The sequence below is a fragment of the Streptomyces brevispora genome (assembly GCF_007829885.1).
Classification (GTDB): Bacteria; Actinomycetota; Actinomycetes; order Streptomycetales; family Streptomycetaceae; genus Streptomyces; species Streptomyces brevispora.
Genome location: NZ_VIWW01000001.1, coordinates 6,350,657 through 6,376,365 on the forward strand (window position 1 = coordinate 6,350,657; position 25,709 = coordinate 6,376,365).

The 25,709-nt window shown below is 70.8% G+C and carries 25 protein-coding genes; 18 read left to right on the forward strand and 7 right to left on the reverse strand.

The window, feature by feature from the left end; translation table 11 throughout:
• Positions 1 to 244 precede the first annotated feature (244 nt).
• From FHX80_RS29210 to FHX80_RS29255, 10 genes are all read left to right on the forward strand, one after another.
• Positions 245 to 2,311, forward strand: coding sequence for a SpoIIE family protein phosphatase (locus tag FHX80_RS29210; protein WP_145766929.1), 2,067 nt, complete (start codon positions 245 to 247; stop codon positions 2,309 to 2,311).
• A gap of 144 nt (positions 2,312 to 2,455) precedes the next feature.
• Positions 2,456 to 3,838 (forward strand): wax ester/triacylglycerol synthase family O-acyltransferase, encoded by a 1,383-nt coding sequence (locus FHX80_RS29215; protein ID WP_145766930.1) that lies wholly within the window; start codon positions 2,456 to 2,458, stop codon positions 3,836 to 3,838.
• Between the two features lie 169 nt (positions 3,839 to 4,007).
• Positions 4,008 to 4,991, forward strand: a complete 984-nt coding sequence (locus tag FHX80_RS29220; RefSeq protein WP_145767559.1) for an aldo/keto reductase — start codon at positions 4,008 to 4,010, stop codon at positions 4,989 to 4,991.
• 1 nt (position 4,992) lies between these two features.
• Positions 4,993 to 5,304 (forward strand): L-rhamnose mutarotase, encoded by a 312-nt coding sequence (locus FHX80_RS29225; protein ID WP_145766931.1) that lies wholly within the window; start codon positions 4,993 to 4,995, stop codon positions 5,302 to 5,304.
• Between the two features lies 1 nt (position 5,305).
• A complete protein-coding gene (locus tag FHX80_RS29230) occupies positions 5,306 to 6,163 on the forward strand; it encodes an amidohydrolase family protein (protein ID WP_145766932.1) in 858 nt (285 codons plus the stop codon).
• 34 nt (positions 6,164 to 6,197) lie between these two features.
• Positions 6,198 to 7,058, forward strand: coding sequence for an Fpg/Nei family DNA glycosylase (locus FHX80_RS29235; protein ID WP_145766933.1), 861 nt, complete (start codon positions 6,198 to 6,200; stop codon positions 7,056 to 7,058).
• An 88-nt stretch (positions 7,059 to 7,146) separates the two neighbouring features.
• Positions 7,147 to 7,899 carry a LytR/AlgR family response regulator transcription factor gene (locus FHX80_RS29240; protein WP_145766934.1) on the forward strand — a complete coding sequence of 251 codons (753 nt, stop codon included), beginning with the start codon at positions 7,147 to 7,149 and terminating at the stop codon, positions 7,897 to 7,899.
• Between the two features lie 64 nt (positions 7,900 to 7,963).
• Positions 7,964 to 8,326 carry a hypothetical protein gene (locus FHX80_RS29245; protein ID WP_145766935.1) on the forward strand — a complete coding sequence of 121 codons (363 nt, stop codon included), beginning with the start codon at positions 7,964 to 7,966 and terminating at the stop codon, positions 8,324 to 8,326.
• The gene (locus FHX80_RS29250; RefSeq protein WP_145766936.1) at positions 8,323 to 9,804 is read left to right on the forward strand and encodes a sodium/solute symporter; all 1,482 of its coding nucleotides are present in this window, start codon (positions 8,323 to 8,325) and stop codon (positions 9,802 to 9,804) included. Before FHX80_RS29245 ends, FHX80_RS29250 begins: the two co-directional genes overlap by 4 nt.
• On the forward strand, positions 9,801 to 10,991 hold the full coding sequence (locus FHX80_RS29255; RefSeq protein WP_145766937.1) for a sensor histidine kinase: 1,191 nt from the start codon (positions 9,801 to 9,803) through the stop codon (positions 10,989 to 10,991). Before FHX80_RS29250 ends, FHX80_RS29255 begins: the two co-directional genes overlap by 4 nt.
• 64 nt (positions 10,992 to 11,055) lie before the next feature.
• Here FHX80_RS29255 and FHX80_RS29260 read toward each other — a convergent pair whose 3' ends face one another.
• A complete protein-coding gene (locus FHX80_RS29260; protein ID WP_145766938.1) occupies positions 11,056 to 11,571 on the reverse strand; it encodes a hypothetical protein in 516 nt (171 codons plus the stop codon).
• Positions 11,572 to 11,694: 123 nt separating this feature from the next.
• Here FHX80_RS29260 and FHX80_RS29265 point away from each other — a divergent pair, with 123 nt between their 5' ends.
• Positions 11,695 to 11,892 carry a zf-HC2 domain-containing protein gene (locus tag FHX80_RS29265; RefSeq protein WP_145766939.1) on the forward strand — a complete coding sequence of 66 codons (198 nt, stop codon included), beginning with the start codon at positions 11,695 to 11,697 and terminating at the stop codon, positions 11,890 to 11,892.
• Here FHX80_RS29265 and FHX80_RS29270 read toward each other — a convergent pair.
• Together FHX80_RS29270 and FHX80_RS29275 are read right to left on the reverse strand one after the other, a co-directional pair.
• The gene (locus tag FHX80_RS29270; RefSeq protein WP_145766940.1) at positions 11,826 to 12,395 is read right to left on the reverse strand and encodes a sigma-70 family RNA polymerase sigma factor; all 570 of its coding nucleotides are present in this window, start codon (positions 12,393 to 12,395) and stop codon (positions 11,826 to 11,828) included. The genes FHX80_RS29265 and FHX80_RS29270 overlap by 67 nt on opposite strands.
• A gap of 190 nt (positions 12,396 to 12,585) precedes the next feature.
• The gene (locus FHX80_RS29275; RefSeq protein WP_145766941.1) at positions 12,586 to 13,047 is read right to left on the reverse strand and encodes a universal stress protein; all 462 of its coding nucleotides are present in this window, start codon (positions 13,045 to 13,047) and stop codon (positions 12,586 to 12,588) included.
• A 164-nt stretch (positions 13,048 to 13,211) separates the two neighbouring features.
• On the opposite strand from FHX80_RS29275, the gene FHX80_RS29280 reads away from it, so the two are divergent.
• Positions 13,212 to 14,054 (forward strand): polysaccharide deacetylase family protein, encoded by an 843-nt coding sequence (locus tag FHX80_RS29280; protein ID WP_145766942.1) that lies wholly within the window; start codon positions 13,212 to 13,214, stop codon positions 14,052 to 14,054.
• 49 nt (positions 14,055 to 14,103) lie between these two features.
• On the opposite strand, the gene FHX80_RS29285 is transcribed toward FHX80_RS29280, so the two are convergent.
• The 3 genes from FHX80_RS29285 to FHX80_RS29295 all read right to left on the reverse strand — a co-directional run bounded on the left by FHX80_RS29285 (position 14,104) and on the right by FHX80_RS29295 (position 16,333).
• The gene (locus FHX80_RS29285) at positions 14,104 to 14,448 is read right to left on the reverse strand and encodes a hypothetical protein (RefSeq protein ID WP_145766943.1); all 345 of its coding nucleotides are present in this window, start codon (positions 14,446 to 14,448) and stop codon (positions 14,104 to 14,106) included.
• Between the two features lie 377 nt (positions 14,449 to 14,825).
• Positions 14,826 to 15,380, reverse strand: coding sequence for a hypothetical protein (locus FHX80_RS29290; protein WP_145766944.1), 555 nt, complete (start codon positions 15,378 to 15,380; stop codon positions 14,826 to 14,828).
• Between the two features lie 185 nt (positions 15,381 to 15,565).
• Positions 15,566 to 16,333: a bestrophin-like domain gene (locus FHX80_RS29295; protein ID WP_145766945.1), complete on the reverse strand. Its 768-nt coding sequence runs from the start codon at positions 16,331 to 16,333 to the stop codon at positions 15,566 to 15,568.
• A gap of 1,437 nt (positions 16,334 to 17,770) precedes the next feature.
• On the opposite strand from FHX80_RS29295, the gene FHX80_RS36095 reads away from it, so the two are divergent.
• The 3 genes from FHX80_RS36095 (at position 17,771) to FHX80_RS29315 (ending at position 21,259) form a co-directional block, all read left to right on the forward strand.
• Complete coding sequence (locus FHX80_RS36095) at positions 17,771 to 17,992, forward strand: hypothetical protein (protein ID WP_244318654.1); 222 nt, start codon at positions 17,771 to 17,773, stop codon at positions 17,990 to 17,992.
• Positions 17,993 to 18,269: 277 nt separating this feature from the next.
• Positions 18,270 to 19,088, forward strand: a complete 819-nt coding sequence (locus tag FHX80_RS29310) for an SAM-dependent methyltransferase (RefSeq protein WP_145766947.1) — start codon at positions 18,270 to 18,272, stop codon at positions 19,086 to 19,088.
• Positions 19,085 to 21,259: a putative bifunctional diguanylate cyclase/phosphodiesterase gene (locus FHX80_RS29315; RefSeq protein WP_145766948.1), complete on the forward strand. Its 2,175-nt coding sequence runs from the start codon at positions 19,085 to 19,087 to the stop codon at positions 21,257 to 21,259. Before FHX80_RS29310 ends, FHX80_RS29315 begins: the two co-directional genes overlap by 4 nt.
• Before the next feature lie 19 nt (positions 21,260 to 21,278).
• Here the strand turns inward: FHX80_RS29315 and FHX80_RS29320 are convergent, their stop codons facing one another.
• Entirely contained in the window at positions 21,279 to 22,196 is a 918-nt protein-coding gene (locus FHX80_RS29320; RefSeq protein WP_145766949.1) for a LysR family transcriptional regulator, read from the reverse strand.
• Between the two features lie 95 nt (positions 22,197 to 22,291).
• Here FHX80_RS29320 and FHX80_RS29325 point away from each other — a divergent pair, with 95 nt between their 5' ends.
• Genes FHX80_RS29325 through FHX80_RS29335 form a run of 3 tightly spaced genes read left to right on the forward strand, consistent with a single transcriptional unit; the run spans position 22,292 to position 25,693 of the window.
• Positions 22,292 to 22,999 carry a succinate dehydrogenase gene (locus FHX80_RS29325; protein WP_145766950.1) on the forward strand — a complete coding sequence of 236 codons (708 nt, stop codon included), beginning with the start codon at positions 22,292 to 22,294 and terminating at the stop codon, positions 22,997 to 22,999.
• Between the two features lies 1 nt (position 23,000).
• Positions 23,001 to 24,950, forward strand: a complete 1,950-nt coding sequence (locus FHX80_RS29330) for a fumarate reductase/succinate dehydrogenase flavoprotein subunit (protein ID WP_145766951.1) — start codon at positions 23,001 to 23,003, stop codon at positions 24,948 to 24,950.
• Positions 24,947 to 25,693 (forward strand): succinate dehydrogenase/fumarate reductase iron-sulfur subunit, encoded by a 747-nt coding sequence (locus FHX80_RS29335; RefSeq protein WP_145766952.1) that lies wholly within the window; start codon positions 24,947 to 24,949, stop codon positions 25,691 to 25,693. The genes FHX80_RS29330 and FHX80_RS29335 overlap by 4 nt, the downstream gene beginning before the upstream one ends.
• The last annotated feature ends 16 nt before the right edge of the window (positions 25,694 to 25,709 follow it).

The following is a 25,709-nucleotide window of genomic DNA, read 5'->3' on the forward strand; positions in this document are numbered from 1 at the left end:
GGGCGGGCCGTGGTGGGTAAGGCTTGACTTAGTTCGCCCTCCACACACGTTAGCCGCTGGCTCCGTCCGGTTTCGGGGCGGGTCGGGGTTCTGTGGCGGTATCCGGCACCTCGGGCCGGCACTGTTTCCGCTGATTCCTTGGGATTCGGCCCCTAGGACCGGCCCGGAGAGTGTGTTCCATCGCACGTTCAACTGATGGACAGCCCACTCGAAGAATTGGACAAATGATGACAGAGTGACCCGCATGGATGATCGGGTAGCGGGTGCCCTGTCACTCCCGGACGACTGGCCCGCCCACCCGGACCTCAGTCTCGCCCTGAACCGTATGGGCAGCTTCGACTGGGACCTCGACAGCGGCCTCATGCACATGGACCAGCCCGCCCTCGACGTGTTCGACCTCCGGGCCGACGAGTACGACAACAGTCCGGTGACACTCGCGACACGAGTGCCGCCCGGCGAGGGCATGCGGCTGGACGCCATGGTCGCGCAGGCGCTCAAGAGCGGGCGGAGCAACTACGGGGCGTACTTCCGCATCGTGCGCCGCGACGGGAGCCTGCGCTGGACCCACACCCAGGGTTTCGTCCGGCGCGACGCGACCGGGCGGCCCCGCCGGATCATCGGCATCGTCCGGGACGCCACCCAGGAGCTGGCCGACTCCACCGCCCGCCGCGAGCTGGACGAGGAGCGTCGGCGTCGCACCAGCCTGGTGGAGAGCACCACGGCCGCGCTGGCCCACGCACGTACCGTCAAGGACGTCACGGACGTGCTCAAGGACTCCCAGGGGCTGGCGCTCCTGGGGGCGACGAGCCTGGTCATGGGGCTGCTGGAGGCCGGGCGCATCCATCTGGTGGCGGACGGTCCCGAGGGCTCCTTCGTGCCGGGCACCCGTTACACCCGGACGGACGAGCCGTACCCGATGAGTGAGGTCGTCCGCACGCTCACCCCCCGCTTCATCGAGTCCGCCAAGGACTTCGCCACCTCGTACCCGATCCTGTGGCCCCACATCAGCCACCTCGGCATCACCTCGGCGGCCTATCTGCCGCTGATCGCCCAGGCCCGCCCCATCGGCGCACTCGGGCTGCTCTACAGCGACAAGGACGGGTTCACCCTCGACGAACGCAATCTGCTGGTCGCCCTCGGCAGCTCCATCGCCCAGAGCCTGCAACGGGCCATGCTCTACGAGCAGGAGCACGACCTCGCCGAGGGGCTCCAGCAGGCCATGCTGCCGCGCCGGATTCCCGAGGTGCAGGGCGCGCAGATCGCCGTCCGCTACCGTCCGGCCCGGATGGGCCGGGACATCGGCGGCGACTGGTACGACATCATCCCGCTGCCCGGTGGCCGGGTGGGCGCCGTCATCGGTGACGTCCAGGGGCACGACATCCGTGCGGCCGCCGTCATGGGCCAGCTGCGCATCGTGCTGCGGGCCTACGCGGCCGAGGGCCACAGCCCCGCGACGGTGGTGGCCCGGGCCTCCGTCTTCCTGCACGAGCTCGACACCGACCGCTTCGCCACCTGCACCTATGCCGAGGCCGACCTGACCACCGGAGTCGTGCAGGTGGTCCGGGCCGGTCATGTGGACCCGCTGGTGCGCGACGCCGACGGGAGCTGTCGCAAGGTGCCCGTGGACGGCGGGCTGCCGTTGGGGCTCTCCGCCGAGTTCGGCCGGCTGGAGTACCCGGTCAGCACCGTCGAGCTGGATCCCGGCCAGACCATGGTGCTGTTCACCGACGGCCTGGTGGAACTGCCCGGCGCCGACCTCGACGAGGGGATGCAGCTGCTGGCCGACATGGTCAGGAACGGCCCGCAGGACCTCCAGCAACTGGCCGACCGGCTCTGCCGGTCGGCCGACCAGCGCGGTGGCGAGGACGACGTCGCGGTGCTGCTGCTGCGGCGCAAGGCCGCCCACGCCCCGCAGCCCGGCGGCCGGCTCCAGCAGCAGGTGGCGCACAACGACCCCGAGGCGCTGAGCTCGGCACGCCACATGATCCGGGCGGCGGTGCGGGCCTGGGGCGCGAAGGACCGGGCCGACGAGGTCGAACTGGCCGCCGACGAGCTGATCACCAACGCGCTGATGCACACCGACGGCGGAGCGATCGTCACCATCCGGGTGCTCACCGGCTCCGGGCGGCGGCTCCGGGTCGACGTCGAGGACCGGTCGAGCGCACTGCCGCGCCGCCGGGACGCCGGCGAATCGGGGGTGTCGGGCCGGGGGCTGCTGCTCGTGGACCGGCTGGCGGACGCCTGGGGTGTCGAGTCCCGGGGCACCGGCAAGTGCGTCTGGTGCGAGTTCGGCATTCCGCCGCGCGACTGACCTGCCGAATGAATGCCGCCTTGCGGCGGCAATGAGCACAATCTGAAAGTAACAGAACGTAACATGTCTGCACTTGACCGTAACCGACCGAGAGAGATTGACTGCGACTTCGTCAGTCTTTGTCTTCGATGACATGAGGACCCGTTGGGTACTGAGCTACTGGCACCACTCGATCTGGCCTTCTGGCACCTCGAGTCCGATGCCCATCCCATGCACCTCGGCGCGCTGGCCGTCTTCTCCCCGGACGAGGGGCGGACTCCCGGCCCGGACGCCCTGCTGGAGCTGCTCGGCACCCGGGCCGCCGCGATCCCCCGGCTGCGCATGCGGGTACGGGACGTGCTGCTGCCGGTCGGCGGCGCGGCCTGGTCGGTGGACAAGGACTTCGACGTCCACCGCCACGTCATGCGGGTGGAGCCGCCCGGGGCGCGGGTGGCGGACGAGGCCGCGTTCATGGCGGCGGCCACCGGGCTCGCCGGTGAGCTGATGGAGCAGCCACTGCGAAGGGGGCTGCCGCCCTGGCAGATGTACGTCATCGGCGGCGCCGCCGACGGCCCCTTCGCCGTCCTGGTCAAGCTCCACCACGCGCTCGCCGACGGGATGCGCGCGGTCGCGATCGGGGCCGGGATCTTCGACGAGATCGCCTCCCTCGCGGGCCGCGGACGGGCCGGAGCGCCGGCCGTCCGGGCCCGGACGGTGCCGCCGCGCTCCTGGATGCCCGGCCCGCGTCAGGTCGCCGGACTCGCGCTCGGGCGGATCGAGGACCTCGGCCGGGCCTTCGGCGTCGGCGCCTCGCTGGTACGGGCCGGCCGCCTCGATCTGCGCGGCGCGACGGCGCTCAGTGCCAGCTCCAGCGGCACCCGCCGGCTGGCCACCGCCGATCTGGACCTCGACGCCGTACAGCGCATCCGCCGGGCCGCGGGCGGCACGTCCAACGACGTCCTGCTCGCGGTCGTCGCCGGGGCGCTGCGCCGCTGGATGCTGGAGCGCGGTGAGCCGCTGCCCGGCGCCGATCCGCGCGCACTGGTCCCCGTCTCCCGGCGCCGTCCCGGCGGCTCCGCCGCCACCGGGAACCGGCTGTCCGCCTATCTGCTCGGCCTCCCCGTCTCCGAACCCGACCCCTGGGAGCGGCTGCGGGCGGTACGCGGCGCCATGGACCGCAACAAGTCCGCCGGGCCGCTGCGCGGGGCCGGCGCGGTCGCCGTGCTCGCCGATCAACTGCCGTCACTGGCCCACCGCTTCGGCGCCCCACTCGCCGGGAGCGCGGCCAGGATGCTCTTCGACGTCCTGGTCACCAGCGTGCCGCTGCCGCGTTCGGCACTCTCGCTCGGCGGCTGCCCGCTGCGCGCGCTGTACCCGATGGCGCCGCTGGCCCGCGGCCAGTCGCTGGCCGTGGCGCTCACGACGTACGGCGGCAAGGTACAGGTCGGGCTGGTGGCCGACGGCAAGGCGCTGCCGGATCTGGAGCGGCTGGGGCGCTGCGCCGAGGACGAGGTGGCGGAGCTGCTCGCGCTGCTGCCCGTCCCCTGACCGGCTGGGTTCGCGATCCGGGTGCCGGACCGGGAGGCTGGCACCATAGATCGGACAGATTCCCGAATATCTGCCGGAGTTGATGGTCTCCGAAGTGTTGACGTGCCCAAGTGATCCGATGAATATTTGCTTGGTGCACGAAGCGATCATCGGGGAGGGCGGCGGAGCCATGCGGCGCAACAGGCTGGCAAGCAGCGGGGTCGAGGTCACCGAACTGTCCTTCGGGGCGGCCGCCATCGGCAATCTCTTCAGCGCCGTCGAACCGGCGCAGGCCGCGGCCGCCGTCGACGCGGCCTGGGACGAGGGCATCCGCTACTACGACACCGCCCCGCACTACGGACTGGGCCTCTCGGAGCGACGGCTCGGCGAGGCGCTGCGCGGCCGGCCCCGCGACTCGTACGTACTGTCCACCAAGGTCGGCCGGGTGCTCGACCCGCTGCCCGACTCCGGCCCCGCACCCTCCGAAGGGCTCTCCGAGGGCTTCGCCGTGCGGTCCACCCACCGCCGCCGCTGGGACTTCAGCGCCGCCGGTGTCCGTCGCAGCATCGAGGACAGCCTGGAACGGCTCGGCCTCGACCGCATCGACATCGCCTATCTGCACGACCCGGACGACCACGCGGAAGCCGCCTTCCACGAGGCCTATCCGGAACTGGAGAAGCTGCGCGCGCAGGGCGTGATCGGCGCGATCGGGGCCGGCATGAACCAGACCGGGATGCTCACCCGCTTCGTCCACGACACCGACGTCGACGTGGTGCTCTGCGCCGGCCGCTACACCCTCCTCGACCAGTCCGCCCTGACCGATCTGCTGCCCGCCGCCGCGGCCCGCGGCCGCAGCGTCGTCGTCGGCGGGGTCTTCAACTCCGGCCTCCTCGCCGACCCGCGCCCCGGCGCCACGTACGACTACGCCGCCGCGCCCCTGAACGTCCTGGACCGGGCCCTGCGGCTGAAGGCCGTCACCGAGGGCCACGGCGTGCCGCTGCGCGCCGCCGCACTGCACTACCCGCTCACCCATCCGGCCGTCGCCGGTGTGCTCGTCGGAACCCGCTCCGCGGACGAGGTGCGCGACGCCGCCGCGCTGCTGCGCGAACCGGTCCCCGACGAACTCTGGGACGAACTGCGTGACGAGGGCCTGCTGACCGAGAACGGACACTGACATGCGTATCGCCCTGCACACCAAGGTCCGCGCCGACCGCATAGCGCAGTACGAGGCCGCGCACCGCGAGGTCCCGGCCGAGCTGACCCGTGCGATCCGCGCGGCCGGTGCCACCTCCTGGACGATCTGGCGCAGCGGAACCGAGCTGTTCCACGTCATCGAGTGCGACGACTACGCCCGGCTCCTCGCCGAGCTGGAGGAGCTTCCCGTCAACGTCGCCTGGCAGGCCAGGATGGACGAACTCCTCGACGTCGCGCACGACTACTCCTCGGACGGCGCGGAAGCCGGACTCCCCGTCGCCTGGGAGCTGTGAGATGACCGTCCGCCCACGGATCGTCGACGCCCACCACCACGTCTGGGAGCTCGCGGTACGCGACCAGGAATGGATCACCGGCGAGGAACTCGCTCCCCTGCGCCGCGACTTCACCCTCGACGACCTGGAGCCGGAGACCCGTGCCAACGGCGTGAGCGCCACCGTGCTCGTGCAGACCGTCACCGTCCCGGAGGAGACCCCCGAGCTCCTCGCACTCGCCGACGGCAGCGATCTGGTCGCCGGCGTCGTGGGCTGGAGCGATCTCACCGCACCGGACATCGCCGGCACCCTGGCCGCCCTTCGGGAGCTCCCCGGCGGCGACCGGCTCGTCTCACTGCGCCACCAGGTCCAGGGCGAACCCGACCCCGAATGGCTGCTGCGCGCCGACGTCCTGCGCGGACTGGCGGCGGTGGCCGACGCCGGGCTCGCCTACGACCTGGTGGTCCAGCCGCACCAGCTGCCCGCCGCCGCCAGGGCCGCCGCGCTCCTGCCCGGACTCACCTTCGTGCTCGACCACGCGGGCAAACCGCCGGTCGCCACCGGGCAACTGCACCCCTGGGCCGACGATCTACGGGCACTCGCCGCCCTCCCCAACACCGTGTGCAAACTCTCCGGCCTGGTCACCGAGGCCGATGTGCACACCTGGACCGTGGACGGCCTGCGCCCGTACGCCGACACCGTCATCGACGCCTTCGGGCCGTCCCGGCTGATGTTCGGCTCGGACTGGCCGGTGTGCCGGCTCGCGGCCACGTACACCGAGGTCGTCGAGGCCGCCCGCACCCTCGTGGACGGCCTCGGACACGACGAGCGCAACGCCGTCCTCGCCACCACCGCCGAGCGCGTGTACGGCCTCCGGTAGGCACCGAGGCGACGGCTGCGGCAGGCTGGGAGCCATGCCCGAACTGCCGGAAGTCGAAGCCCTGCGGGTCTTCCTCGACGACCACCTGGTCGGCAGGGAGATCGACCGCGTACTGCCGCTCGCCGTCAGCGTCCTGAAGACCTACGACCCGCCGCTCACCGCCCTGCACGGCGGCACGGTCACCGGCGTCCTGCGGCACGGCAAGTTCCTGGACATCGCCGTCGGCCCGCTGCACCTGGTCACCCACCTCGCGCGGGCCGGCTGGCTCCGGTGGAGGGACGGCTTCCCCGCCACCCCGCCGCGCCCCGGCAAGGGACCCCTGGCCCTGCGCACCGTACTCACCGGCGGCGACGGCTTCGACCTCACCGAGGCGGGCACCACCAAACGCCTCGCCGTCCACCTCGTGCACGACCCTGCCGCGGTGCCCGGCGTGGCCCGCCTCGGGCCCGACCCGCTGGCCCCCTCCTTCGACCGTGCCACGTTCGCCGCACTGCTCGACGGGGAAAACCGCCGGATCAAGGGGGCGCTGCGCGACCAGTCGCTCATCGCCGGCATCGGCAACGCCTACAGCGACGAGATCCTGCACGTCGCGAAGATGTCGCCCTTCAAGCTCACCGCGCACCTCACCGACGACGAGATCACCCGGCTCCACACGGCCCTGCGCACCACCCTGGACGACGCCGTCGCCCGCTCCAGCGGACTCGCGGCGGGAAAGCTCAAGGCCGAGAAACGGAGCGGGATGCGGGTCCACGGACGTACCGGCCAGGCCTGCCCGGTCTGCGGGGACACCGTCCGCGAGGTCTCCTTCAGTGACTCCTCGCTCCAGTACTGCCCGACCTGCCAGACCGGCGGGAAACCACTGGCCGACCGCAGGCTCTCCAGACTGCTCAAGTAGCCCGCGCGGCGCGTGAGATCACGCGGCCGTGAACCACTCGTCCCATCGCACCGCCCGGCAGCTGGAGAGCGGTCTAAACTCCGGCCTCATGCTGCGCGTACTCGCCGTCGACGACGAAGAACCCGCCCTCGAGGAGCTCCTGTACCTCCTGCGCGCCGATCCCCGCATCCGCAGTGCCGAAGGAGCCACCGGGGCCACCGAGGCGCTGCGCCGCATCGGCGGCGCCGTCGATGCGGGGCCCGAGGACGCCGCCGCCATCGACGTCGTCTTCCTCGACATCCACATGGCGGGGCTCACCGGACTCGACGTCGCCCAGCTGCTGGCCGGGTTCGCCGCGCCCCCGCTCATCGTCTTCGTCACCGCCCACGAGGGTTTCGCGGTGCACGCCTTCGACCTCAAGGCCGTCGACTACGTCCTCAAGCCCGTACGCCGCGAACGCCTCGCCGAAGCGGTACGCCGCGTCGCCGAACAGGTCGGCGACCGCTCCGCACCCGGCCACGACACCGCGCAGGACCAGATCCCGGTCGAACTGGGCGGAGTCATCCGCTTCGTCCCGATCGACGACATCGCGTACGCCGAGGCCCAGGGCGACTACGCGCGGCTGCACACCGCCACCGGCAGCCACCTGGTCCGCGTCCCCCTGACCACCCTGGAGGAACGCTGGCGCACCCGCGGTTTCGTACGCATCCACCGCCGCCACCTCGTGGCGCTCGGCCGGATCGACGAACTGCGGCTCGACGCGGGCAGCATGAGCGTGCGCATCGGCACCGCGGAACTAGCCGTCAGCCGTCGCCACACCCGCGCACTGCGCGATCTGCTGATGCGGCAGGGCGCCCGCTGACCAGGGGCTACCCGCGTTCGAATCCCTTCCCAGCGGGGTCAGGTGCTGCGTACACTCCGGCCCCATGTCCGCAGAGTCAACACCCCGGCGAGAAGTGGTGACGGGGGAGCCCCGGCGCGTGCGTCCGCTGCCGCGCTACCGCACCCAGTCGGAGATCGACGAACAGACCGCGCTGGGCGGTGCCTACGTACGCTCGTTGATGCGCAGCCAACTGCGCGCGGGGCTCACCGCCTTCGCCGTGCTCGCCGTCGTCACCGGCACCCTGCCGCTGGTCTTCGCGGCGCTGCACAGCGACGCGATCGTCTGGGCCGTGCTCGGCTTCGCCGCCTACCCGCCGCTCACGCTGATCGCCTGGTGGTACGTGCGCCGGGCCGAACGCAACGAGCACGACTTCGCCCGGCTCGTGGAAGGCCGCCCCGCACAGTGAGCCGCACGTACGCGGTGGCGGCCGTCGCCGCGGTCGTACTCGCCACCGTCCTCGTCGGCGGATTCGGGCTGCGCATATCCCGCACCACCTCCGACTTCTACGTCGCCTCCCGCACCGTACGGCCACGCCTCAACGCGGCCGCGATCAGCGGCGAGTACCTCTCCGCCGCCTCCTTCCTCGGCATCGCGGGACTGGTACTGGTGCACGGGCCCGACATGCTCTGGTACCCGGTGGGCTACACCGCCGGGTATCTGGTGCTGCTGGTCTTCGTCGCCGCGCCGCTGCGCCGCTCGGGGGCGTACACGCTGCCCGACTTCGCCGAGGGACGGCTCGAGTCCCGGCAGGTGCGCCGGCTCGTCAGCGTGCTCGTCGTCGGAGCGGGGTGGCTCTACCTCGTCCCCCAGCTCCAGGGCGCCGGACTCACCCTCAAGATCCTCACCGGGGCGCCCGGCTGGCTCGGCGATGTCCTCGTCGCCTCCGTGGTCGTACTCGCCGTCGCCGCGGGCGGGATGCGCTCCATCACCTTCGTCCAGGTCTTCCAGTACTGGCTGAAACTGACCGCGCTCCTCGTGCCCGCCATCTTCCTCGTACTGGCCTGGCAGGGTGACGGACGGCCCCGCGTCACCTTCGATGAGCAACTGTCCGTCTTCCGCGCCGACCACCCGCTCTACGCCACCTACGGGCTCATCGTCGCCACCTTCCTCGGCACCATGGGCCTGCCGCACGTCGTCGTCCGCTTCTACACCAGCCCCAACGGCCGCGACGCCCGCCGCACCACCGTCGCCGTCCTCGCCCTGATCGGCGTCTTCTACCTGCTGCCGCCCGTCTACGGCGCCCTCGGCAGGCTGTACGCCCCCGAGCTCATCCGGGGCGGCGACGCGGACGCGGCCGTACTGCTGCTGCCCGGCCGGGTCATCGACGGACTCGGCGGCGACCTGCTCGGCGCGCTCATCGCGGGCGGCGCCTTCGCCGCCTTCCTGTCCACCGCCTCCGGACTGACCATGGCCGTCGCCGGAGTGATCACCCAGGACGTCCTGCCCTCGCGCGGTGTACGGCACTTCCGGCTGGCCACCGTCCTCGCCATCTCCGTCCCGCTGGCCGGCTCCCTGATGGTCAGCCGGGTGCCCGTCGCCGACTCGGTGGGGATGGCGTTCGCCGTGTCCGCGTCCTCGTTCTGCCCGCTGCTCGTCCTCGGCATCTGGTGGCGCCGGCTCACCCCGCCCGGAGCCGCCGCCGGACTCCTCCTCGGCGGCGGCTCCGCACTGCTCTCCGTCGCGATCACCGTCAGTGGCGCGGTGCGCCCGCCCGGCTGGCCGCACGCCCTGCTCGCCTGGCCGGCCGTCTGGTCCGTGCCCGTCGGCTTCCTCGCCATGATCCTCGTCTCGCTCGCCAGCCAGAGCCGGATTCCGGCCGGCACGAACGCCGCCATGACCCGCTTCCACCTGCCCGAAGCGCTCACCTCAGGGAGGCACCGGTGACCGGGGCCGGATACGCGGTCATCGTGCTCCTCGCCCTGCTGCTGTTCGGCGCGGGCCTGCTGCTGGGCCGGCGCACCGTCCGCCCCGTCCGTCCCAGCGACGTCGGCACCCCCGTGGAGCACGCCACCTTCGAGACCCTGCACACCGCCTCCCTGGCCGCGCCGCCGCTGCGCGCCGGGCTCACCGAGGACAGCGCCCGCAAGTCCGCCGGCCGGCTGCGCTCACTGCTCGGCACCGACGCCCTGTGCCTCACCGACCGCGAGCGAGTCCTGGTCTGGGACGGCGCGGGCGACCACCACGACCGGCACGTCATGGAGGAGGTGCGTGACCTGCTCGCCAGCGGCCGTGACACCGCCTTCCGCAGTGACTGCGACGATCTGGACTGCCCGCTGCGATGGGCCGTCGCCGTGCCGCTCACCGTCGACCACCGGGTCCTCGGAGCCCTGATCGCCTATGCCCCGCGGGAGTCCGCGGTCCTGGCGAGGGCCGCCGGCGAGGTCGCCCGCTGGGTCTGCGTACAACTGGAACTCACCGAGCTCGACCGCTCGCGCACCCAGCTCATCGAGGCCGAGATCAGGGCCCTGCGCGCGCAGATCTCCCCGCACTTCATCTTCAACTCGCTGGCCGCCATCGCCTCGTTCGTCCGCACCGACCCCGAGCAGGCCCGTGAACTCCTGCTGGAATTCGCCGACTTCACCCGGTATTCGTTTCGCAGCCACGGCGACTTCACCACCCTCGCCGACGAGTTGCACTCCATCGACCAGTACCTGGCCCTGGTCCGGGCCCGCTTCGGCGAACGGCTCGCGGTCACCCTCCAGGTCGCCCCCGAGGTGCTGCCCGTCGCCCTGCCGTTCCTCTGCCTCCAGCCCCTCGTCGAGAACGCCGTCAAACACGGGCTCGAAGGAGCGGTCACCTCCAGCCGCATCACCATCAGCGCCCTGGACGCCGGCTCCGAGGCCGAGGTCGTCATCGAGGACGACGGCATCGGCATGGACCCGGAACGGCTGCGCCACATCCTGCGCGGCGAGGGCGGGAAGTCCACCGGCGTCGGCCTGCTCAACGTGGACGAGCGGCTGCGCCAGGTGTACGGGGACGACTACGGGCTCGTCATCGAGACGGGCATCGGCGCCGGGATGCGGATCACGGTACGGCTGCCGAAATACCGCGCCGGAGTGCACGGCACCTGATGCGGCGACGGCCGGGCCCCGGCGAAACGGAGACGGGCGATGCCCTCGGCGGAGACGGACGCCCTCAGTACAGATGGATGGACAGGTGCCCCAGCGGCAGACCCAGCTGCCAGGCCGGCGTCCACACCTGGGCGGCGGCCCCCTGCGCCTCCGGGTCCTGCGGCCCGTCGGCCGGCTCCCAGGGCGGCGGGCCGATCGCGTCGAGGTCGGCCGCCAGCAGTTCGGTGTCCTCCAGCCACCGCCAGGCCGCGCGGGCCAGCGCGAGGTCCGGGCCGGGGGCGCCCGGCACCGCCTCCAGCGCGTCGAGACGTTCGCAGACCCAGCCGCGCCACGGGGTCCCGTACGCCGTCAGCAGCCGCAGTTCGTCCACCCGGGTGGCGGGGAGGGTCTCGGCCACCGCGCCGTCGGAGAGGAAGACGGTGAGGGCGAGCGCATCGCGCCCCGCCCGGTACTCCAGTGTCGCCGGCTCCATCAGCTCGCCGGTCCGCAGCAGTTCGTCGGCGATGTACTCCGCGTACATCCAGGCCATCGGGATCAGCAGCCCGCCGCCACTGGATCCGTCATGACGTTCCGGACGCATCCGTCTCGCCTCATTCCGTTCTCGGTACGGCCCTACACGCAGCATTGAACCGGGGGAGCGTGCCCCGCGTGGCCAGAAGGACAGGATCCGTCGGACCCGGTCCGTCACAGACATGAGGTTGCGATGACCGCCGACCCCGAGGAGGGACCGCACATGAGGCAACTGCTCGGCGCCTACGTGCTGGACGCGCTCCCGGCCCCGGAGGCGCTGACGGTCTCCCGCCATCTGCAGACCTGCGACCGCTGCGCCGCCGACTACGTGGCGGTGGCGGAGGCCGCGGCGCTGCTGCCGCTGCTCAGCGAGGAGGACCTGCTGGAGTAGCCGGGCAGGTTGCGCGAGAGCAGGCGCAACGCGTAGTACGAACGGGACTTGACGGTGCCGGCCGGGATCCCGAGCACCTGAGCCGTCTCGCCCACACTCAGCCCGCGGAAATAGATCTGCACCAGCACCGCCCGGTGCTCCGGGCTGAGGGTGCGCACCGCCTCGCGCACATCGAGCGCGGCGACGGCGGACTCCGCGGTGTCCTCCCCGCAGGGGGTGCTCTCCAGCACGGCGTCACCCACCTCGGCCGGCCGGGCCAGCCGTGATCTGCGGGCGTCGATCGCCAGCCGGCGTCCCACGGTGAACAGCCACGGCCGCATCGACTCGTACGCGCCGTCGAAGGCCTCCGGGTGCTGCCAGGCCCGCACCAGTGTCTCCTGGAGCAGGTCCTCGGCCCGCTGCCGGTCGCCGAAGGTCAGACCGAGCAGGAAGTGGAACAGGGCCGGACCGTGGTCACGCTGCAGATCCGCGAGGGCCCGCTCATCGGTCGTCGTCGTGGTCATGGTGAACGCCCTTTCCCCGCGGAGGTCCCTGCCGCCTCGCTGCTGACTGGCGTATACGAACGCATTCAGGCCGTGGGGAACAGGACAAACGCCGCCCCTTGCGACGAGCGGTCGCACGGGGCGGCGAATGGTGCGGTGAACGGTCGGGCGGCGTCGGCGCGGGGTGCGCGGGACGGGGAGAGCGCAGGGTTTACGGGACGACGGTCACGGGCCAGCGCCCCGCTTTGACGAGACGGACGGCCACCGAGCCGATGAACCGGTGCCCCGCCGACTCCGACGCTCCCACCACCACGGCGTCCGCCTTGAGGTCGTTCGCCGCCGTCACCAGCCCGCTGTACGGATCACCGCGGAAGGTGTGGAACTCCCAGCGCACATCCCATATGTCCTTCATCTTCTCGGCCGTCTCCCGGATCTCGGTCACCAGCCCCTGCGCGACCTCTCCGGTCGCATCGGCGACCGGCGCGCCGAGCGAGGCACCCGCGGGCATCACGGGCTGTACATAGACGAGGGCGAGCATGGCCCTCTGCCGACGGGCGAGCCCGGCGGCATATGCCGCGGCGCGCATGGAGGATCCGGAACCGTCGAGGCCCGCGACGATCACTTTGGGGCCGTCTGTGCCACGTTCGAACTGGTGAGGCTGCTGGTCTTTCACGGCAGTGAGGTTATCCGCTCCCGTCACAGCCGCCCGTCCGGGGACCCGGCCGCCCGGCGCGTAGACGCCGGCTGCCGTGGACGGGCTCCCTCCATTGGGTGCAATACCCCGCGCAACCGGTGTCGTTGAGGAGCGTGAGAGTACGAACGTGCGAGCAGTTGGTCATGAAAAATTATCAGAGGCTGCCGATGCGCAGGACGCTGCTGAGGCTGGCCGCCGGGATGTCCGCGGCCACCGTCGTGCGCCTGGTCGCCGCGGACACCGCGGGCACCCCCTTCTGGCGCCCCGCGGAGCCGTCTACCGTCGCGGCCGGGCCGCAGGCGGCCTTTCGGACCAAGCCGCTGTCCTATCGTCTTAGACCCATGACAGCGAACACTCCGCCTCGCTACCGCCCCGCGGCGCCCCCGGTCCGTACCCGGCCGTTCGAGCAGCTGCCCGACATCGGCCGTGCGATGGTGCTGACCTTCGACGACGGCCCGGACCCGCTCTACACCCCGCACATCCTGGACACGCTGCGCAAGCACGACGTACGGGCGATGTTCTTCCTCTGCGGGGAAATGGCCAACGACAACCAGAACCTGGTGCGCAGGATCTCCGATGACGGACACACGGTGGGCAACCACTCGTGGACGCACCCGCTGGTCACCAAGCTCTCCCGGGCGGGCATCACCGACGAACTGGGCCGTACCAGCGACGTGATCGAGAAGATCACCGGTGATCCGCCGCTCTGGTACCGGGCGCCCTACGGGGCCTGGAACCGCAATTCCTTCGAGATCGGCGCGGCGATGGGTATGGAACCGATGGCCTGGACCGTGGATACGCTGGACTGGACGGTTCCCGGCACCGACAGCATCGTCCGCCGGGTCAGGGAGGGGGCGGCCCCCGGCGTCGTGGTGCTCTCGCACGACGCGGGGGGCAACCGTTCGCAGAGCGTGGCCGCGCTGGGCCGCTATCTGCCGGAACTGCTGGACGACGGCTACCGGCTCACGGTGCCGCAGCGCAGTTGACGCGTGCGGCGGCCGCTGCCTGGGACGGGCCCGCCCCCGGCAGCAGCTGTCAGAGGGTCCCGACCGGCAGGGCGAAGACCACGACGTCGCCGTCGTGGCCGCCGGTCTTCGTGAATTCGCCCCCACGGGTGACGACCCGCGGTTCCGCCCTGCCGGTGTCGCCGTACACCCGGGCGCCGGGGGCGTACGCCGACGGCTTCACCGCCGGTCCGGCCACCGGGGCGGGGGCGGTGTCCATCCGGTGACCGGCCGAAGTGGCGGCGGCCGACCGCGGTGGTCCGGGCGAGTGGTCGTCGCCGCTGCGCAACAGTGCGAGACCGGTGAGCAGCACGAGGGCGAGTGCGCCCCACGGCGAGTATCTGATCCGTTCGGGGCGCCAGTTGTCCCGGCCCATGGTTCTCCCTTCGTCGCGACGAGGAGAACGCTAGGCGCGGGGCGGCCGGGCGGCGATCAGGGAAGTGCGAACGGGTGGTGGCCGCGCGCGGCGGCCGTATGGCGGCACGGCACCCGGACAGCGGATCTGACGCCTCGTGACCTGCGGATCCATCAGTTCCACGGGTACGCACACGGGTGCGGTCGGGTCATCGGGGTGGAGCAGCGCCAAAATTCGTTGGTTCAAGGCTCCGGTGACGGTCAGTCCGCCCCCGGAGGACGAGTCATGGTGTGGATCCGGCCTCGCAGACGCAGACGCATCCGCCCGCCCGGCAACCACGTCGCCCCGGGGCTTGTGGCAGGTCCCGGGGCGACTTCCGCTTCCGACTGCGGTGCCGGTCAGTGCGAACGGCCCTCCTTGCGCCGTCGCGCCACGAAGACGGTGCTGGTCGCGGCCGCCACTGCCAGCGCCGTGCCGCCCACGATCATCGAGGTGTTCGGGCTGTCGATGCTGCCGCCGAGACCACCTTGCGCGCCGGCAGGGGAGGCCGTCGAACCCGTCGCGCTCGTGGAGTCGGCGGTCGGTGTGCTCGTGGCCGCTCGGATCGTGAGGTTCACCTTGGCCGTGGAGCTCGGCGAGGTGTTGCAGGTGAACGTCGTCTCGTAGGCGGCGGCCGGTTCGGCGTCCCAGTCGACCGTCGCTCTGGCGGTGCCGCCCCTGGGGATGGTGACGGTGTCGAACATGCCGGAGGACGCCGTGCCCGTCGTCGGGCAGCCCTTGGCAGACAGGGTCACCTGGCCGCCCGGCGCGATCACCGACGGCGTGACGGTGTATCCGCTCCCGCTGCCGGAAGGCCCTCCCGGTGGGGCGGCATACGAGGTCACGGCCGGGGCGGTCACGGCGAGTACCGCGGCGCCGAGCAGAGCGACGGGGGCGACACGCATTGCGCGCATGGTGAGTTCTCCGGGTCCCCGAGGAGCAGCTGCGGAACGAATTTCCACAGAACGTCAGAAATACACCTCGAAGCGGCCAACGCTAGAAGTGGCTTATTTCGCCCGCGATCGGGATCCGTCCAATGGGGCGTCACTGTCCCCCGAGCGGCGCACCTTCCGGGGCGGACGGGGAATCAGGGCACGTGCTACCCGCCCGACGCGCCGGGGAACAGGTCGAGGAACGGTCCGGCGGTGGCCGAGAGACCCCGGCCGAAGGGCGAGTCGAAGTCCCAGATCAGAAAGAGAAGGAAGGCGATCAGGACACTGAAGAGGCCGGCCAGCAGGAGTTCGCGGAAGGTGCGGCGGATCTGCAGGGTGAAGATCAGCCCCACGGTCACCAGCGCCCCGATGATCAGACCGAACCAGACGACGCCCGGCATGGTGGCTCCGGCGCTCTGACCGCGCGCACTGCGGGCGTCGTCCGCCGCGGCGACCTGGTCGACCAGTGGCTGATATGCCTGTCCTTCGTGGTCCGTCTTCGGCTTGTAGTCCGTGACATCGGCGCGTACCCGGCCCAGGAGGTCCGCGCCGCGGTCGCCGAGTGTGCCGTGGGAGATCATGGTGCGCCACTCGTCATGTACGACATAGCTGACGTAGGCGTCGACATCGGCCCGGATGCGGGTGCGCACCTCCTCCGGGTAGACGGACGAGCGCGCGTCGACCTCGTGGAGCGCCTGGGCCTCCTGGCGTACGTACTCCTGGGCGGCGCTTCGGCCCTCCCATACACCCGCGATGGCGAGACCGAGCACGATCGCGTAGACCACGCCGATCATCATCGTCATGTACTCGATGACGTCAGGGGTTTCGGACGGGTCGTCGTCCTCGGGGAGCCTGCGGTTGTTGAGTACGGCGATGGTCAGCACCACGGCGCTGGCCGCGACCATGGCGAAGGTGAGGACAAGCCATTCCGACATGAGGGTCTCCGGAGGTCATCGGGAACGGGGCCGCAGTACGGCGACGGCGAATACCGCGGGGGCAGTGATCATCAAGGTGAGCGTGACCAGGGAGGTATGACGCTCCGGGGCCTTCCGCACCGCTCTGCGGTAGGCGGGAAGGGCCACCGGCCGGGGCGTGGGGCGCGCGGACGGAGAAGGCGACGGCGAGGGAGACGGCGAGGGAGGCGGCGAGGGCGAGGGGGGCGGAGGCGGCGGCGGGGGAGGGGGCGGTGGTGCGGGCTCGGGCATGGGCGGTGCGGGCGGCGCGGGCGGCGCGGGCGGTGCGAGCCGCGGTGGCGGAGGAGGCGGTGGAGGTGGTGGTGGGGGTGTAGGCGGGGGAGGGGGCGGCGGCGTGGGTGATGGGGTGGGCGATGGAGAGGGCTGTGGCGTCGGCCCCGCGTGACAGCTGCCGTCACCGCTGCTGGCGACCGCCAAGATGCCCCCGTCGTCGCCGATGGAGGCGTACGCACAGCTGTCGGCCACTGCGGGCGCCGGAGCGGTCAGCAGCCAGATGAGTGCGACGGCCGCGGAGAGCCGGCCGATGAGTGATCCGTACACGACGGGGAGCATGTTCCGGCCCGCACGGCGGCACGCCGGACATCCGCCGGATTCCCCTGATGGTGGGGACTCGAAGCACTGGGTGTTTGCGGCTGGGGAAAATTCTGCGGACGTATTGAACAAAGAGGACCCCGGCGGACCGGCCCATGGGCATGAACGACACGATCCCGCATGGCAACTGGCTCACGTGCCAGTGGAGTTGGCATGGGCGCCCGGCGGAACGTCTCGCTCCCGGCGGTCGCGGCCCTGTTGGTGCTGATGACGACGGCGTGCGGTCCGGACAAGGGCTCCGAGCCGCCGGGTGGCCGGAACGTGGCAGCGCGAGTCCCGACGGACAAGTGGGGGACGGCCGTGGACCGGAGAGCGGATACCGCTCCGGCGCCGTGCCCGAGCCGGTCGGGCGAAGCGCGCAGGCCGGCTCGCGGTGTGGGACAGCGCGAAGTTCGGCAAGGTGCTGACGGGCAGTGGGGGATTCGGAGGATTCACTCCTCACCGATTCGGCCAGGACGCCGCGGGCCCGCCGAAGTCGAATTGCGAAGGCGACTGTGCGAAAGTCCGGCCACGGGTCCACGTCGGCAATGTCACGGCCGCGGTGGGCACCGGCCCCGCACTCGTCGGAAGGATCACCCGGACCGACGGCAGCCGACAACTCGCGCTTGGCTGACCGCCGATGTGCCGCGCGAGCCCGGCGAGGGACAGGGGCACGGCGTGGGCGGAACCTGATGCGCGGCGACGCCGGACGGCAAGAAGGCGGTGGTGAACGCTGACGGCCCGTCCGGCGCGGAACCCGCAGGTCCTGCCGGGTTTTCGGTGCACAACGATCCGGAACTCGGCGATTTCGTCGTGGACAAATACGGCATGACTGTCCACCGGTTCACGAAGGATGTCGCGCGGGCGATGAAGTTGGCCTGTCTCGGGGCCTGTCTCTCGAAGTGGCCGGTTGGCGCGCCCCACTCGACAGGAATGACGACAAGGCGGCACCCAGGGCTTTGTCGTTCTCGGCCGGCCAAACGGTCTCAAGCGGCAGGCCGTCGGTTGCCGGATCCTCTGCACCTGCTCCGACGGCATCGAACCCGGTGACACCAACGGCCGGGCTGTCGGGGGCACATGGTACGCGGTGCCCTCCAACGCGAAGGTCGCCGCTGCATCAAAGCGGTTCCCTCGTGAACCTTCTCGCGCCGACCCGTCGTCAAATGTGACACGCAGCGACGGGACGGTTGCAGTTGCCACGTTTGTGACCAATAACGGACCGCTAATTTCCGTTTCCGCTCGCTCTCCTGGCAGTCGATCAGTAGCCTCTGGTCAACACAGACCGTGAACATGGCCGGACCGCCGTGGCGACTTGTTGGAGAGATCGATGGAGCGTCCCGCCTGGGCACCGCAAGGCATTGACATTTCGATGCCGAGTGTGTCCCGAATGTACGACTTCTATCTGGGCGGATCGCACAATTTCGAGGTGGACCGAGAAGCGGCCCGCAAGGCCATGGAGTTCATGCCGGGACTTCCCAAGATCATGCAGGCGAACCGCGCCTTTATGCGCAGGGCAGTGCGCTACGCACTCGGCGAGGGGATCACCCAGTTCCTGGACATCGGCTCCGGGATACCGACCTTCGGTAATGTTCATGAGGTCGCCCAGGGGATCGACCCGCAGGCCCGGGTGGCGTACGTCGACCACGATCCGGTCGCGGTCGCACACAGCCAGGCCGTACTCGAGGGCAATTCCGGCGCGGTGATCGCCACCGCCGATCTTCGCCGGCCGAAGGAGATCCGGGACAACGCGGAGATCTCCGAACTCCTCGACTTCGACCGTCCGGTGGCGCTGCTGCTCGTCGCCATACTCCACTTCATCGAGGACTCCGACGACCCGCAAACGGCTGTCGCCGAACTGCGCGACCTCCTGGCCCCCGGCAGTCTCCTGGTCATCACCCACGCCTCGTACGAGGGCGTTCCGCTGACGCAGGAGGAGGCGGGCGGCGCGGTCGGGGTGTACAAGAACATCCGCAACCCCCTCATCATGCGCTCGCGCGACGAGGTCGGCCGGTTCTTCGAGGGATACGAGATGATCGACCCCGGCCTGGTTCCCATGCCGAACTGGCGCCCCGACACCCCCGCCGGGCAGGAGAACGAAGACCCATACGCCTTCTCGGGCTTCGCAGGAGTGGGACGCAAGGCGTGACCATTCCCGCCCAGTCGCCCGGAACACCGGACGCGGAGCCCGACGGCCCCGAGGACCGGCTCCGGCGATTCGCCACGATCTGGAGCCGGGCCATCTTCCCGTCGACGGCCACCTCACTGACCCGGGCGGAGTTCGAGCAGCATCTGCTCCCGCTGGCCCGCACGCTCAGCGACATCCTGCACGCCCGCCCGTTCGACGCCGCATCGGCGGCGGGAGTGGGCGGCGAGCTCGTCGCGGCGCACTGCACGGACCCGGACGCGCTCAGCTCCACGCTCGGCGTCGTCGACTCCTACCTCGTCCTCTACTGCGGAAGCAACGGACCGGTGGCGCTGGCGACCGAGGAGAGCCGGTCCCGCTGCGCCCGGATCCAGCACGCCGTCGCGGGCGGTTTCACCCAGGCACTGCGCGAGCGCACCCTCGCCGAGCAGGAGGCCATCGCCCGCTCGGCGCTCTCCGCGCGCTCCCACGCCGAGCAGGCGCTGCACGCGACCGAGGCGCGGTTCCGGGCCGTTTTCAAGGATGCCGCCATCGGCATCGGGATCGCCGACCTCGACGGCAATGTGCTGGAGGTCAACGACACCCTCACCCGGATGTTCGGCGGGCTCGACCACCACGTCCGCAGCCACCGCGTCAACGAGTGGGTCCACCCCGAGGACTCCCCGAACGTCTGGAAGTACTACAGCGAGCTGGTGAGCGGCGAGCGCGAGCACTACCGGGTCGAGAAGGCGTTCTACCGCAACGACGGCACCGTCCTGTGGACCAATCTGACGGTGTCGCTGCTGCGCGACGCCGAGGGCCGGCCGGAGTACCAGCTGGCGTTGCTGGAGGACACCACCGAACGCAGGCTGCTGAATCTGCGTCTTCGGTACGAGGCCACGCACGACGCGCTCACCGGCCTGCCGAACCGGACGCTTTTTTTCGAGCGTCTCGAGAAAGCGCTCTCGGCTCGTGACGGCAGCCGCTTCGGTCTCTGCTATCTGGATCTGGACGGCTTCAAGGCGATCAACGACAGCCTGGGCCACGCCTCGGGAGACCGGCTGCTCGTCGAGGTCGCCGACCGGCTGCAGAGCTGTGCGACCGCTCCGGGCGAGATGGTGGCGCGGCTCGGCGGCGACGAGTTCGTGGCTCTGACGACCGGCCCCGACACGGCGTCGGAGGTCGACGACCTCGCCTGCCGGATTCTCGGGGTGCTGGCCACCCCGATCCGGCTCGACGGGCGTGAGCTGACCGTCCGCGGATCCATCGGGGTCGTCGAGGGTGCGGCCGCCGAACGCAGCGCCGCCGAGGTACTGCGCAGCGCCGACATCACGATGTACCGGGCCAAGTCCGCCGGCGGCAACCGCTTCGAGCTGGCCGACGCCGAGGCGGACGCCCGCGCCATCACCCGGCACGGGCTGACCACGGCGCTGCCGACCGCGCTGGAGCGCGGCGAGTTCTTCATTGAGTACCAGCCGCTGGTGAACCTCGGGGACGGCTCCGTGCACGGGGCGGAGGCGCTGGTGCGCTGGTGCCACCCGCAGCACGGCGTGCTGGGCCCCGACCGGTTCATCGCCCTCGCCGAGCACACCGGGCTGATCGTGCCGCTCGGCCGCTGGGTACTGGAGGAGTCGGTACGGCAGGCCAACTTCTGGCAGGAGCGGCACACCGACGGCGGCCCGCTGCGGATCAACGTCAACCTCTCACCTGCCCAGCTGCACCATCCGCGCCTCGTCAGTGAGACCGTCGATGTCCTGGAGCGGTCGGGGCTGGAGCCGACGGCACTGTGTCTGGAGGTCACCGAGTCGGCGCTCATCGGCGCCGATGACGACCTGCTGAAGCCGCTGCGCCAACTGGCCGACATGGGCGTCGGCATAGCGCTCGACGACTTCGGCACGGGGTACTCGAACCTGGCGAATCTGCGCCGGCTGCCGGTGAGCGTGCTGAAGCTGGACCGTTCCTTCACCCAGGGGATGCAGCACCATCCGGCCGATCCGGTCGACCTGAAGATCGTCGAGGGGATCGTGTCGCTCGCGCACAGCCTGGACCTGGCGGTGACGGTGGAGGGCGTGGAGACGGGGGCCCAGGCGGAGCAGCTGCGGGAGCTGGGCTGCGACACGGCTCAGGGCTGGTACTACGCACGGCCGGGGGCCCCGGACCGGATCCACTCGCTGCTGCTGGCCGACGCGGTGTGAGCCGGCGGATGCTCCGTCCTCAGGCGCGTCCGGCGCTCGGGGACGAGGCGTCCGCCCGGCTCGCCAGCAGCACTCGCTGCAGTTCGCGCGCCGCCCGCGGTGGAGCCACGTCACTGCGGTGCGCCAGCGCGATCGTGCGGCGCAGCCCCGGCTTCGCCAGCGGCGTCGTCCACAGGTCGTGGCCCGCCCGGGTGGCCACCATGCTCGGGACCACCGCGATGCCGAGGCCGGCCCGGACGAATCCGAGCACCGCGTCCATCTCGCCGCCCTCGATCGTGAACGACGGCTCGAAGCCCTCGGCCCGGCAGGCGGCCACCGTCAGTTCCCGCAGGTCGTAGCCGTGCCGGAACATCACCAGCGGTTCGCCCTGCAGATCCGCGATCCGGACGCGCCCGCCCCGGCCGGGCCGCGGGCCGTCCGTCGACGAGACCACCACCAGATCCTCCTGGAGCAGCTCGACCGTGGTCAGGGCCGGCGAGGCGGCGGGCAGCGGCAGCACCACCAGGGCCAGATCGAGCGCGCCGCGGGCCAGCTCCCGTACCAGGTCGTGCGAACCGCCCTCCTCCAGCAGCAACTGGATGCCCGGGTGCAGATCGTGGAAGGCGCGCAGTACGTCGGGCAGCAGCCCCGTGCAGACGCTGGGCGTCGCACCGAGCCGGACCCGCCCGCGGCGCAGTTGGGCCAGCTCCTGGACCTCGTGCCGGGCGGTGTCGGCGTCGGCCAGGATGCGCCGGGCCAGCGGCAGCAGTGCCTCGCCCGCGTCGGTCAGCGTGATGTTTCCGCGGGCGCGGCTGAACAGCTCGGCCCCCAGTTCGTTCTCCAGCGCCCTGATCTGCTGCGAGAGCGAGGGCTGCGACACATGTACGTCCTCCGCGGCGCGGGTGAAGTGCCGGGCCTCGGCCACGGCCACGAAGTACATGAGCTGTTGGAACTGCATATACGCACCATAGCTCGCCCGATAGTCAAAGCCTATGGACATAAGCTGCTCCATGTCTTGGACTGATCGGGGTCCTCGGTCTTAGCGTCGTGTCCATGGCATTGGCAACACGGACGGACCGACGGCCGTCCATGACGCGCAGGCTCTGGGACTCGTCCGTCGGCAAGAAGACGATCATGGCTGTGAGCGGCCTGATCATGCTCCTCTACTTGGTTGTCCACATGGTCGGCAACCTGAAGATCTTCTTCGGCGCGGACGAGTTCAACGGCTACGCGCACTGGCTGCGCGTGATGGGCGAGCCGTTCCTGCACCACGAGTGGGCGCTGTGGATCGTCCGGCTGGTGCTCGTCGCCGCCGTGGTGCTGCACGCCGTCTCCGCGTACCAGCTCAGCCGCCGCGATCTCCGGGCGCGCCCCAGCAAGTACGTGCACAGGAAGCCCCGTGCGAGCTATGCCACCAACACCATGCGTTACGGCGGCATCATCCTCGCGCTGTTCATCGTCTGGCACATCCTGGACCTGACCACCGGCACCGTGCACTCGGGTGGCTTCCAGTCCGGACACCCGTACCAGAACGTCATCGACACCTTCTCCACCTGGTACGGCAACGTCATCTACATCGTCGCCATGCTCGCCATGGGGCTGCACGTCCAGCACGGGTTCTGGAGTGCGGCGCAGACCCTCGGCGCAGGCCGCGCGAACCGCGAGCGCGTCCTGAAGACCATCGCCAATCTGCTCGCGGTCGTACTGACGGTGGGCTTCGTCTCCGTACCCGTCGCCGTCATGACCGGAGTGGTGAGCTGACATGAACGACTACACGGACTACGCGACCGGCGAGCCCCTCGCCGACACCCGCGCTCCCGGGGGACCCGTCGCCGAACGCTGGGACACCCGCCGCTTCGAGGCGAAACTCGTCAACCCGGCCAACCGCCGCAAGCACACCGTCATCGTCGTCGGTACCGGCCTGGCCGGCGGTTCGGCCGGTGCCACGCTGGCCGAACAGGGCTACCACGTCGTCCAGTTCTGCTTCCAGGACTCGCCCCGCCGGGCGCACTCGGTCGCCGCCCAGGGCGGTATCAACGCGGCGAAGAACTACCGCAACGACGGCGACTCGGTCCACCGGCTCTTCTACGACACCGTCAAGGGCGGCGACTTCCGCGCCCGCGAGTCCAACGTGCACCGGCTCGCCCAGATCTCCGTCGAGATCATCGACCAGTGCGTGGCACAGGGCGTCCCCTTCGCCCGTGAGTACGGCGGCCTCCTCGACAACCGCTCCTTCGGCGGCGTCCAGGTCTCCCGCACCTTCTACGCCCGCGGCCAGACGGGGCAGCAACTCCTCCTCGGCGCGTACCAAGCGCTGTCCCGGCAGATCGCCGCGGGCAACGTCGAACTGCACTCCCGTACGGAGATGCTCGACCTGATCGTCGTCGACGGAAAGGCCCGCGGCATCGTCGCCCGCGACCTGGTCACGGGGAGGATCGACACGTACTTCGCCGACGCGGTCGTGCTGGCCAGCGGCGGCTACGGCAACGTCTTCTACCTGTCGACCAACGCCATGAACTCCAACGCCACCGCTATCTGGCGCGCCCACCGGCGCGGCGCGTACTTCGCCAACCCGTGCTTCACCCAGATCCACCCCACCTGCATCCCGCGCACCGGCGAGCACCAGTCCAAGCTGACGCTGATGAGTGAGTCGCTGCGCAACGACGGCCGCATCTGGGTGCCGAAGGCCAAGGGCGACACCCGCCCCGCGAACGAGATCCCCGAGGACGAGCGCGACTACTACCTGGAGCGCATCTACCCCGCGTTCGGGAACCTCGTGCCCCGCGACATCGCCTCCCGCGCCGCGAAGAACGTCTGCGACGAGGGCCGCGGTGTCGGTCCCGGCGGCCAGGGCGTCTACCTGGACTTCGCCGAGGCCATCCAGCGGATGGGCCGCGCGAAGGTCGAGGAGAAGTACGGCAACCTCTTCGACATGTACGCGCAGATCACCGCGGAGAACCCGTACGAGACACCGATGCGGATCTACCCCGCCGTGCACTACACGATGGGCGGACTCTGGGTCGACTACGACCTCCAGACCACCGTTCCCGGCCTGTTCGCGATCGGCGAGGCCAACTTCTCCGACCACGGGGCCAACCGGCTCGGCGCCTCCGCGCTGATGCAGGGCCTCGCCGACGGCTACTTCGTCCTGCCGTCCACCATCAACGACTACCTGGCCCGCAACCCGCACCAGGAACCTGTCGACGCCTCCCATCCCGAGGTGGAGGAGGCCGTCGCCGAGACCGAGGACCGGCTCAACCTGCTGCTCGCCGTCGACGGCGACCGGACCCCCGACTCCTTCCACCGGGAGATCGGCGAACTCATGTGGGAGTACTGCGGCATGGCCCGCACCGAGGACGGGCTGCGCAAGGCGCTCGACCGGATCCCGCAGATCCGCGAGGAGTTCTGGCGCCGCATCAAGGTCCCCGGCACCGGCGAGGAGTTCAACCAGTCGCTGGAGAAGGCCAACCGCATCGTCGACTACCTGGAACTCGCCGAGCTGATGTGCCTCGACGCACTGCACCGGGCGGAGTCCTGCGGAGGCCACTTCCGCGAGGAGTCGCAGACCCCGGACGGCGAGGCCGCCCGGCGCGACGAGGAGTTCTCCTACGCCGCGGCCTGGGAGTTCACCGCCACCGGCGACACGCCCGTCCTGCACAAGGAAGACCTCGTCTTCGAGTACGTCCACCCCACTCAGCGGAGCTACGCATGAAGCTCACCCTGCGCGTCTGGCGCCAGAAGAACGCCGACGCCCCCGGCGCCATGTCCACCTACCAGGTGGAGGGCATCTCGCAGGACATGTCGTTCCTGGAGATGCTCGACACCCTCAACGAGGAACTCACCCTGGCCGGCGACGACCCCGTCGCCTTCGACCACGACTGCCGCGAGGGCATCTGCGGTGCGTGCAGCCTGGTCATCAACGGCGACGCCCACGGTCCGGAGCGCACCACCACGTGCCAGCTCCACATGCGGTCCTTCGAGGACGGCGACACCATCGACATCGAGCCCTGGCGGGCCTCGGCCTTCCCGGTCGTCAAGGACCTGGTCGTGGACCGCTCCGCCTTCGACCGGATCATCCAGGCCGGCGGCTACATCTCCGCCCCGACCGGAACGGCACCGGACGCGCACGCCACCCCCGTGCCCAAGCCCGATGCCGACTTCGCCTTCGAGCACGCCGAGTGCATCGGCTGCGGTGCCTGCGTCGCGGCGTGCCCCAACGGCTCGGCGATGCTGTTCACTTCGGCGAAGGTCAACCATCTGAACGTCCTGCCGCAGGGCGCCCCCGAGCGCGAGACCAGGGTCCTGGACATGGTGGGGCAGATGGACAGTGAGGGCTTCGGCGGCTGCACGCTCACGGGGGAGTGCGCCACCGCCTGCCCGAAGGGAATCCCGCTGCCGTCGATCTCCGCGATGAACAAGGAGTGGCTGCGGGCGACTCGCAAGGTGCGGCGCTGAGCCGGATCGTGCGAGG

Bases quoted from the DNA above. Each gene is read 5' to 3' on its own strand.
- FHX80_RS29280 (WP_145766942.1), top strand. From the start codon at position 13,212: ATGAAAAATTATCAGAGGCTGCCGATGCGCAGGACGCTGCTGAGGCTG.
- FHX80_RS29240 (WP_145766934.1), top strand. From the start codon at position 7,147: ATGCTGCGCGTACTCGCCGTCGACGACGAAGAACCCGCCCTCGAGGAG.
- FHX80_RS29210 (WP_145766929.1), top strand. From the start codon at position 245: ATGGATGATCGGGTAGCGGGTGCCCTGTCACTCCCGGACGACTGGCCC.
- FHX80_RS29225 (WP_145766931.1), top strand. From the start codon at position 4,993: ATGCGTATCGCCCTGCACACCAAGGTCCGCGCCGACCGCATAGCGCAG.
- FHX80_RS29330 (WP_145766951.1), top strand. From the start codon at position 23,001: ATGAACGACTACACGGACTACGCGACCGGCGAGCCCCTCGCCGACACC.
- FHX80_RS29335 (WP_145766952.1), top strand. From the start codon at position 24,947: ATGAAGCTCACCCTGCGCGTCTGGCGCCAGAAGAACGCCGACGCCCCC.
- FHX80_RS29235 (WP_145766933.1), top strand. From the start codon at position 6,198: ATGCCCGAACTGCCGGAAGTCGAAGCCCTGCGGGTCTTCCTCGACGAC.
- FHX80_RS36095 (WP_244318654.1), top strand. From the start codon at position 17,771: ATGACTGTCCACCGGTTCACGAAGGATGTCGCGCGGGCGATGAAGTTG.
- FHX80_RS29325 (WP_145766950.1), top strand. From the start codon at position 22,292: ATGGCATTGGCAACACGGACGGACCGACGGCCGTCCATGACGCGCAGG.
- FHX80_RS29290 (WP_145766944.1), bottom strand. From the start codon at position 15,380: ATGCGCGCAATGCGTGTCGCCCCCGTCGCTCTGCTCGGCGCCGCGGTA.
- FHX80_RS29295 (WP_145766945.1), bottom strand. From the start codon at position 16,333: ATGTCGGAATGGCTTGTCCTCACCTTCGCCATGGTCGCGGCCAGCGCC.
- FHX80_RS29260 (WP_145766938.1), bottom strand. From the start codon at position 11,571: ATGCGTCCGGAACGTCATGACGGATCCAGTGGCGGCGGGCTGCTGATC.
- FHX80_RS29220 (WP_145767559.1), top strand. From the start codon at position 4,008: ATGCGGCGCAACAGGCTGGCAAGCAGCGGGGTCGAGGTCACCGAACTG.
- FHX80_RS29270 (WP_145766940.1), bottom strand. From the start codon at position 12,395: ATGACCACGACGACGACCGATGAGCGGGCCCTCGCGGATCTGCAGCGT.
- FHX80_RS29245 (WP_145766935.1), top strand. From the start codon at position 7,964: ATGTCCGCAGAGTCAACACCCCGGCGAGAAGTGGTGACGGGGGAGCCC.
- FHX80_RS29285 (WP_145766943.1), bottom strand. From the start codon at position 14,448: ATGGGCCGGGACAACTGGCGCCCCGAACGGATCAGATACTCGCCGTGG.
- FHX80_RS29320 (WP_145766949.1), bottom strand. From the start codon at position 22,196: ATGCAGTTCCAACAGCTCATGTACTTCGTGGCCGTGGCCGAGGCCCGG.
- FHX80_RS29230 (WP_145766932.1), top strand. From the start codon at position 5,306: ATGACCGTCCGCCCACGGATCGTCGACGCCCACCACCACGTCTGGGAG.
- FHX80_RS29265 (WP_145766939.1), top strand. From the start codon at position 11,695: ATGACCGCCGACCCCGAGGAGGGACCGCACATGAGGCAACTGCTCGGC.
- FHX80_RS29310 (WP_145766947.1), top strand. From the start codon at position 18,270: ATGGAGCGTCCCGCCTGGGCACCGCAAGGCATTGACATTTCGATGCCG.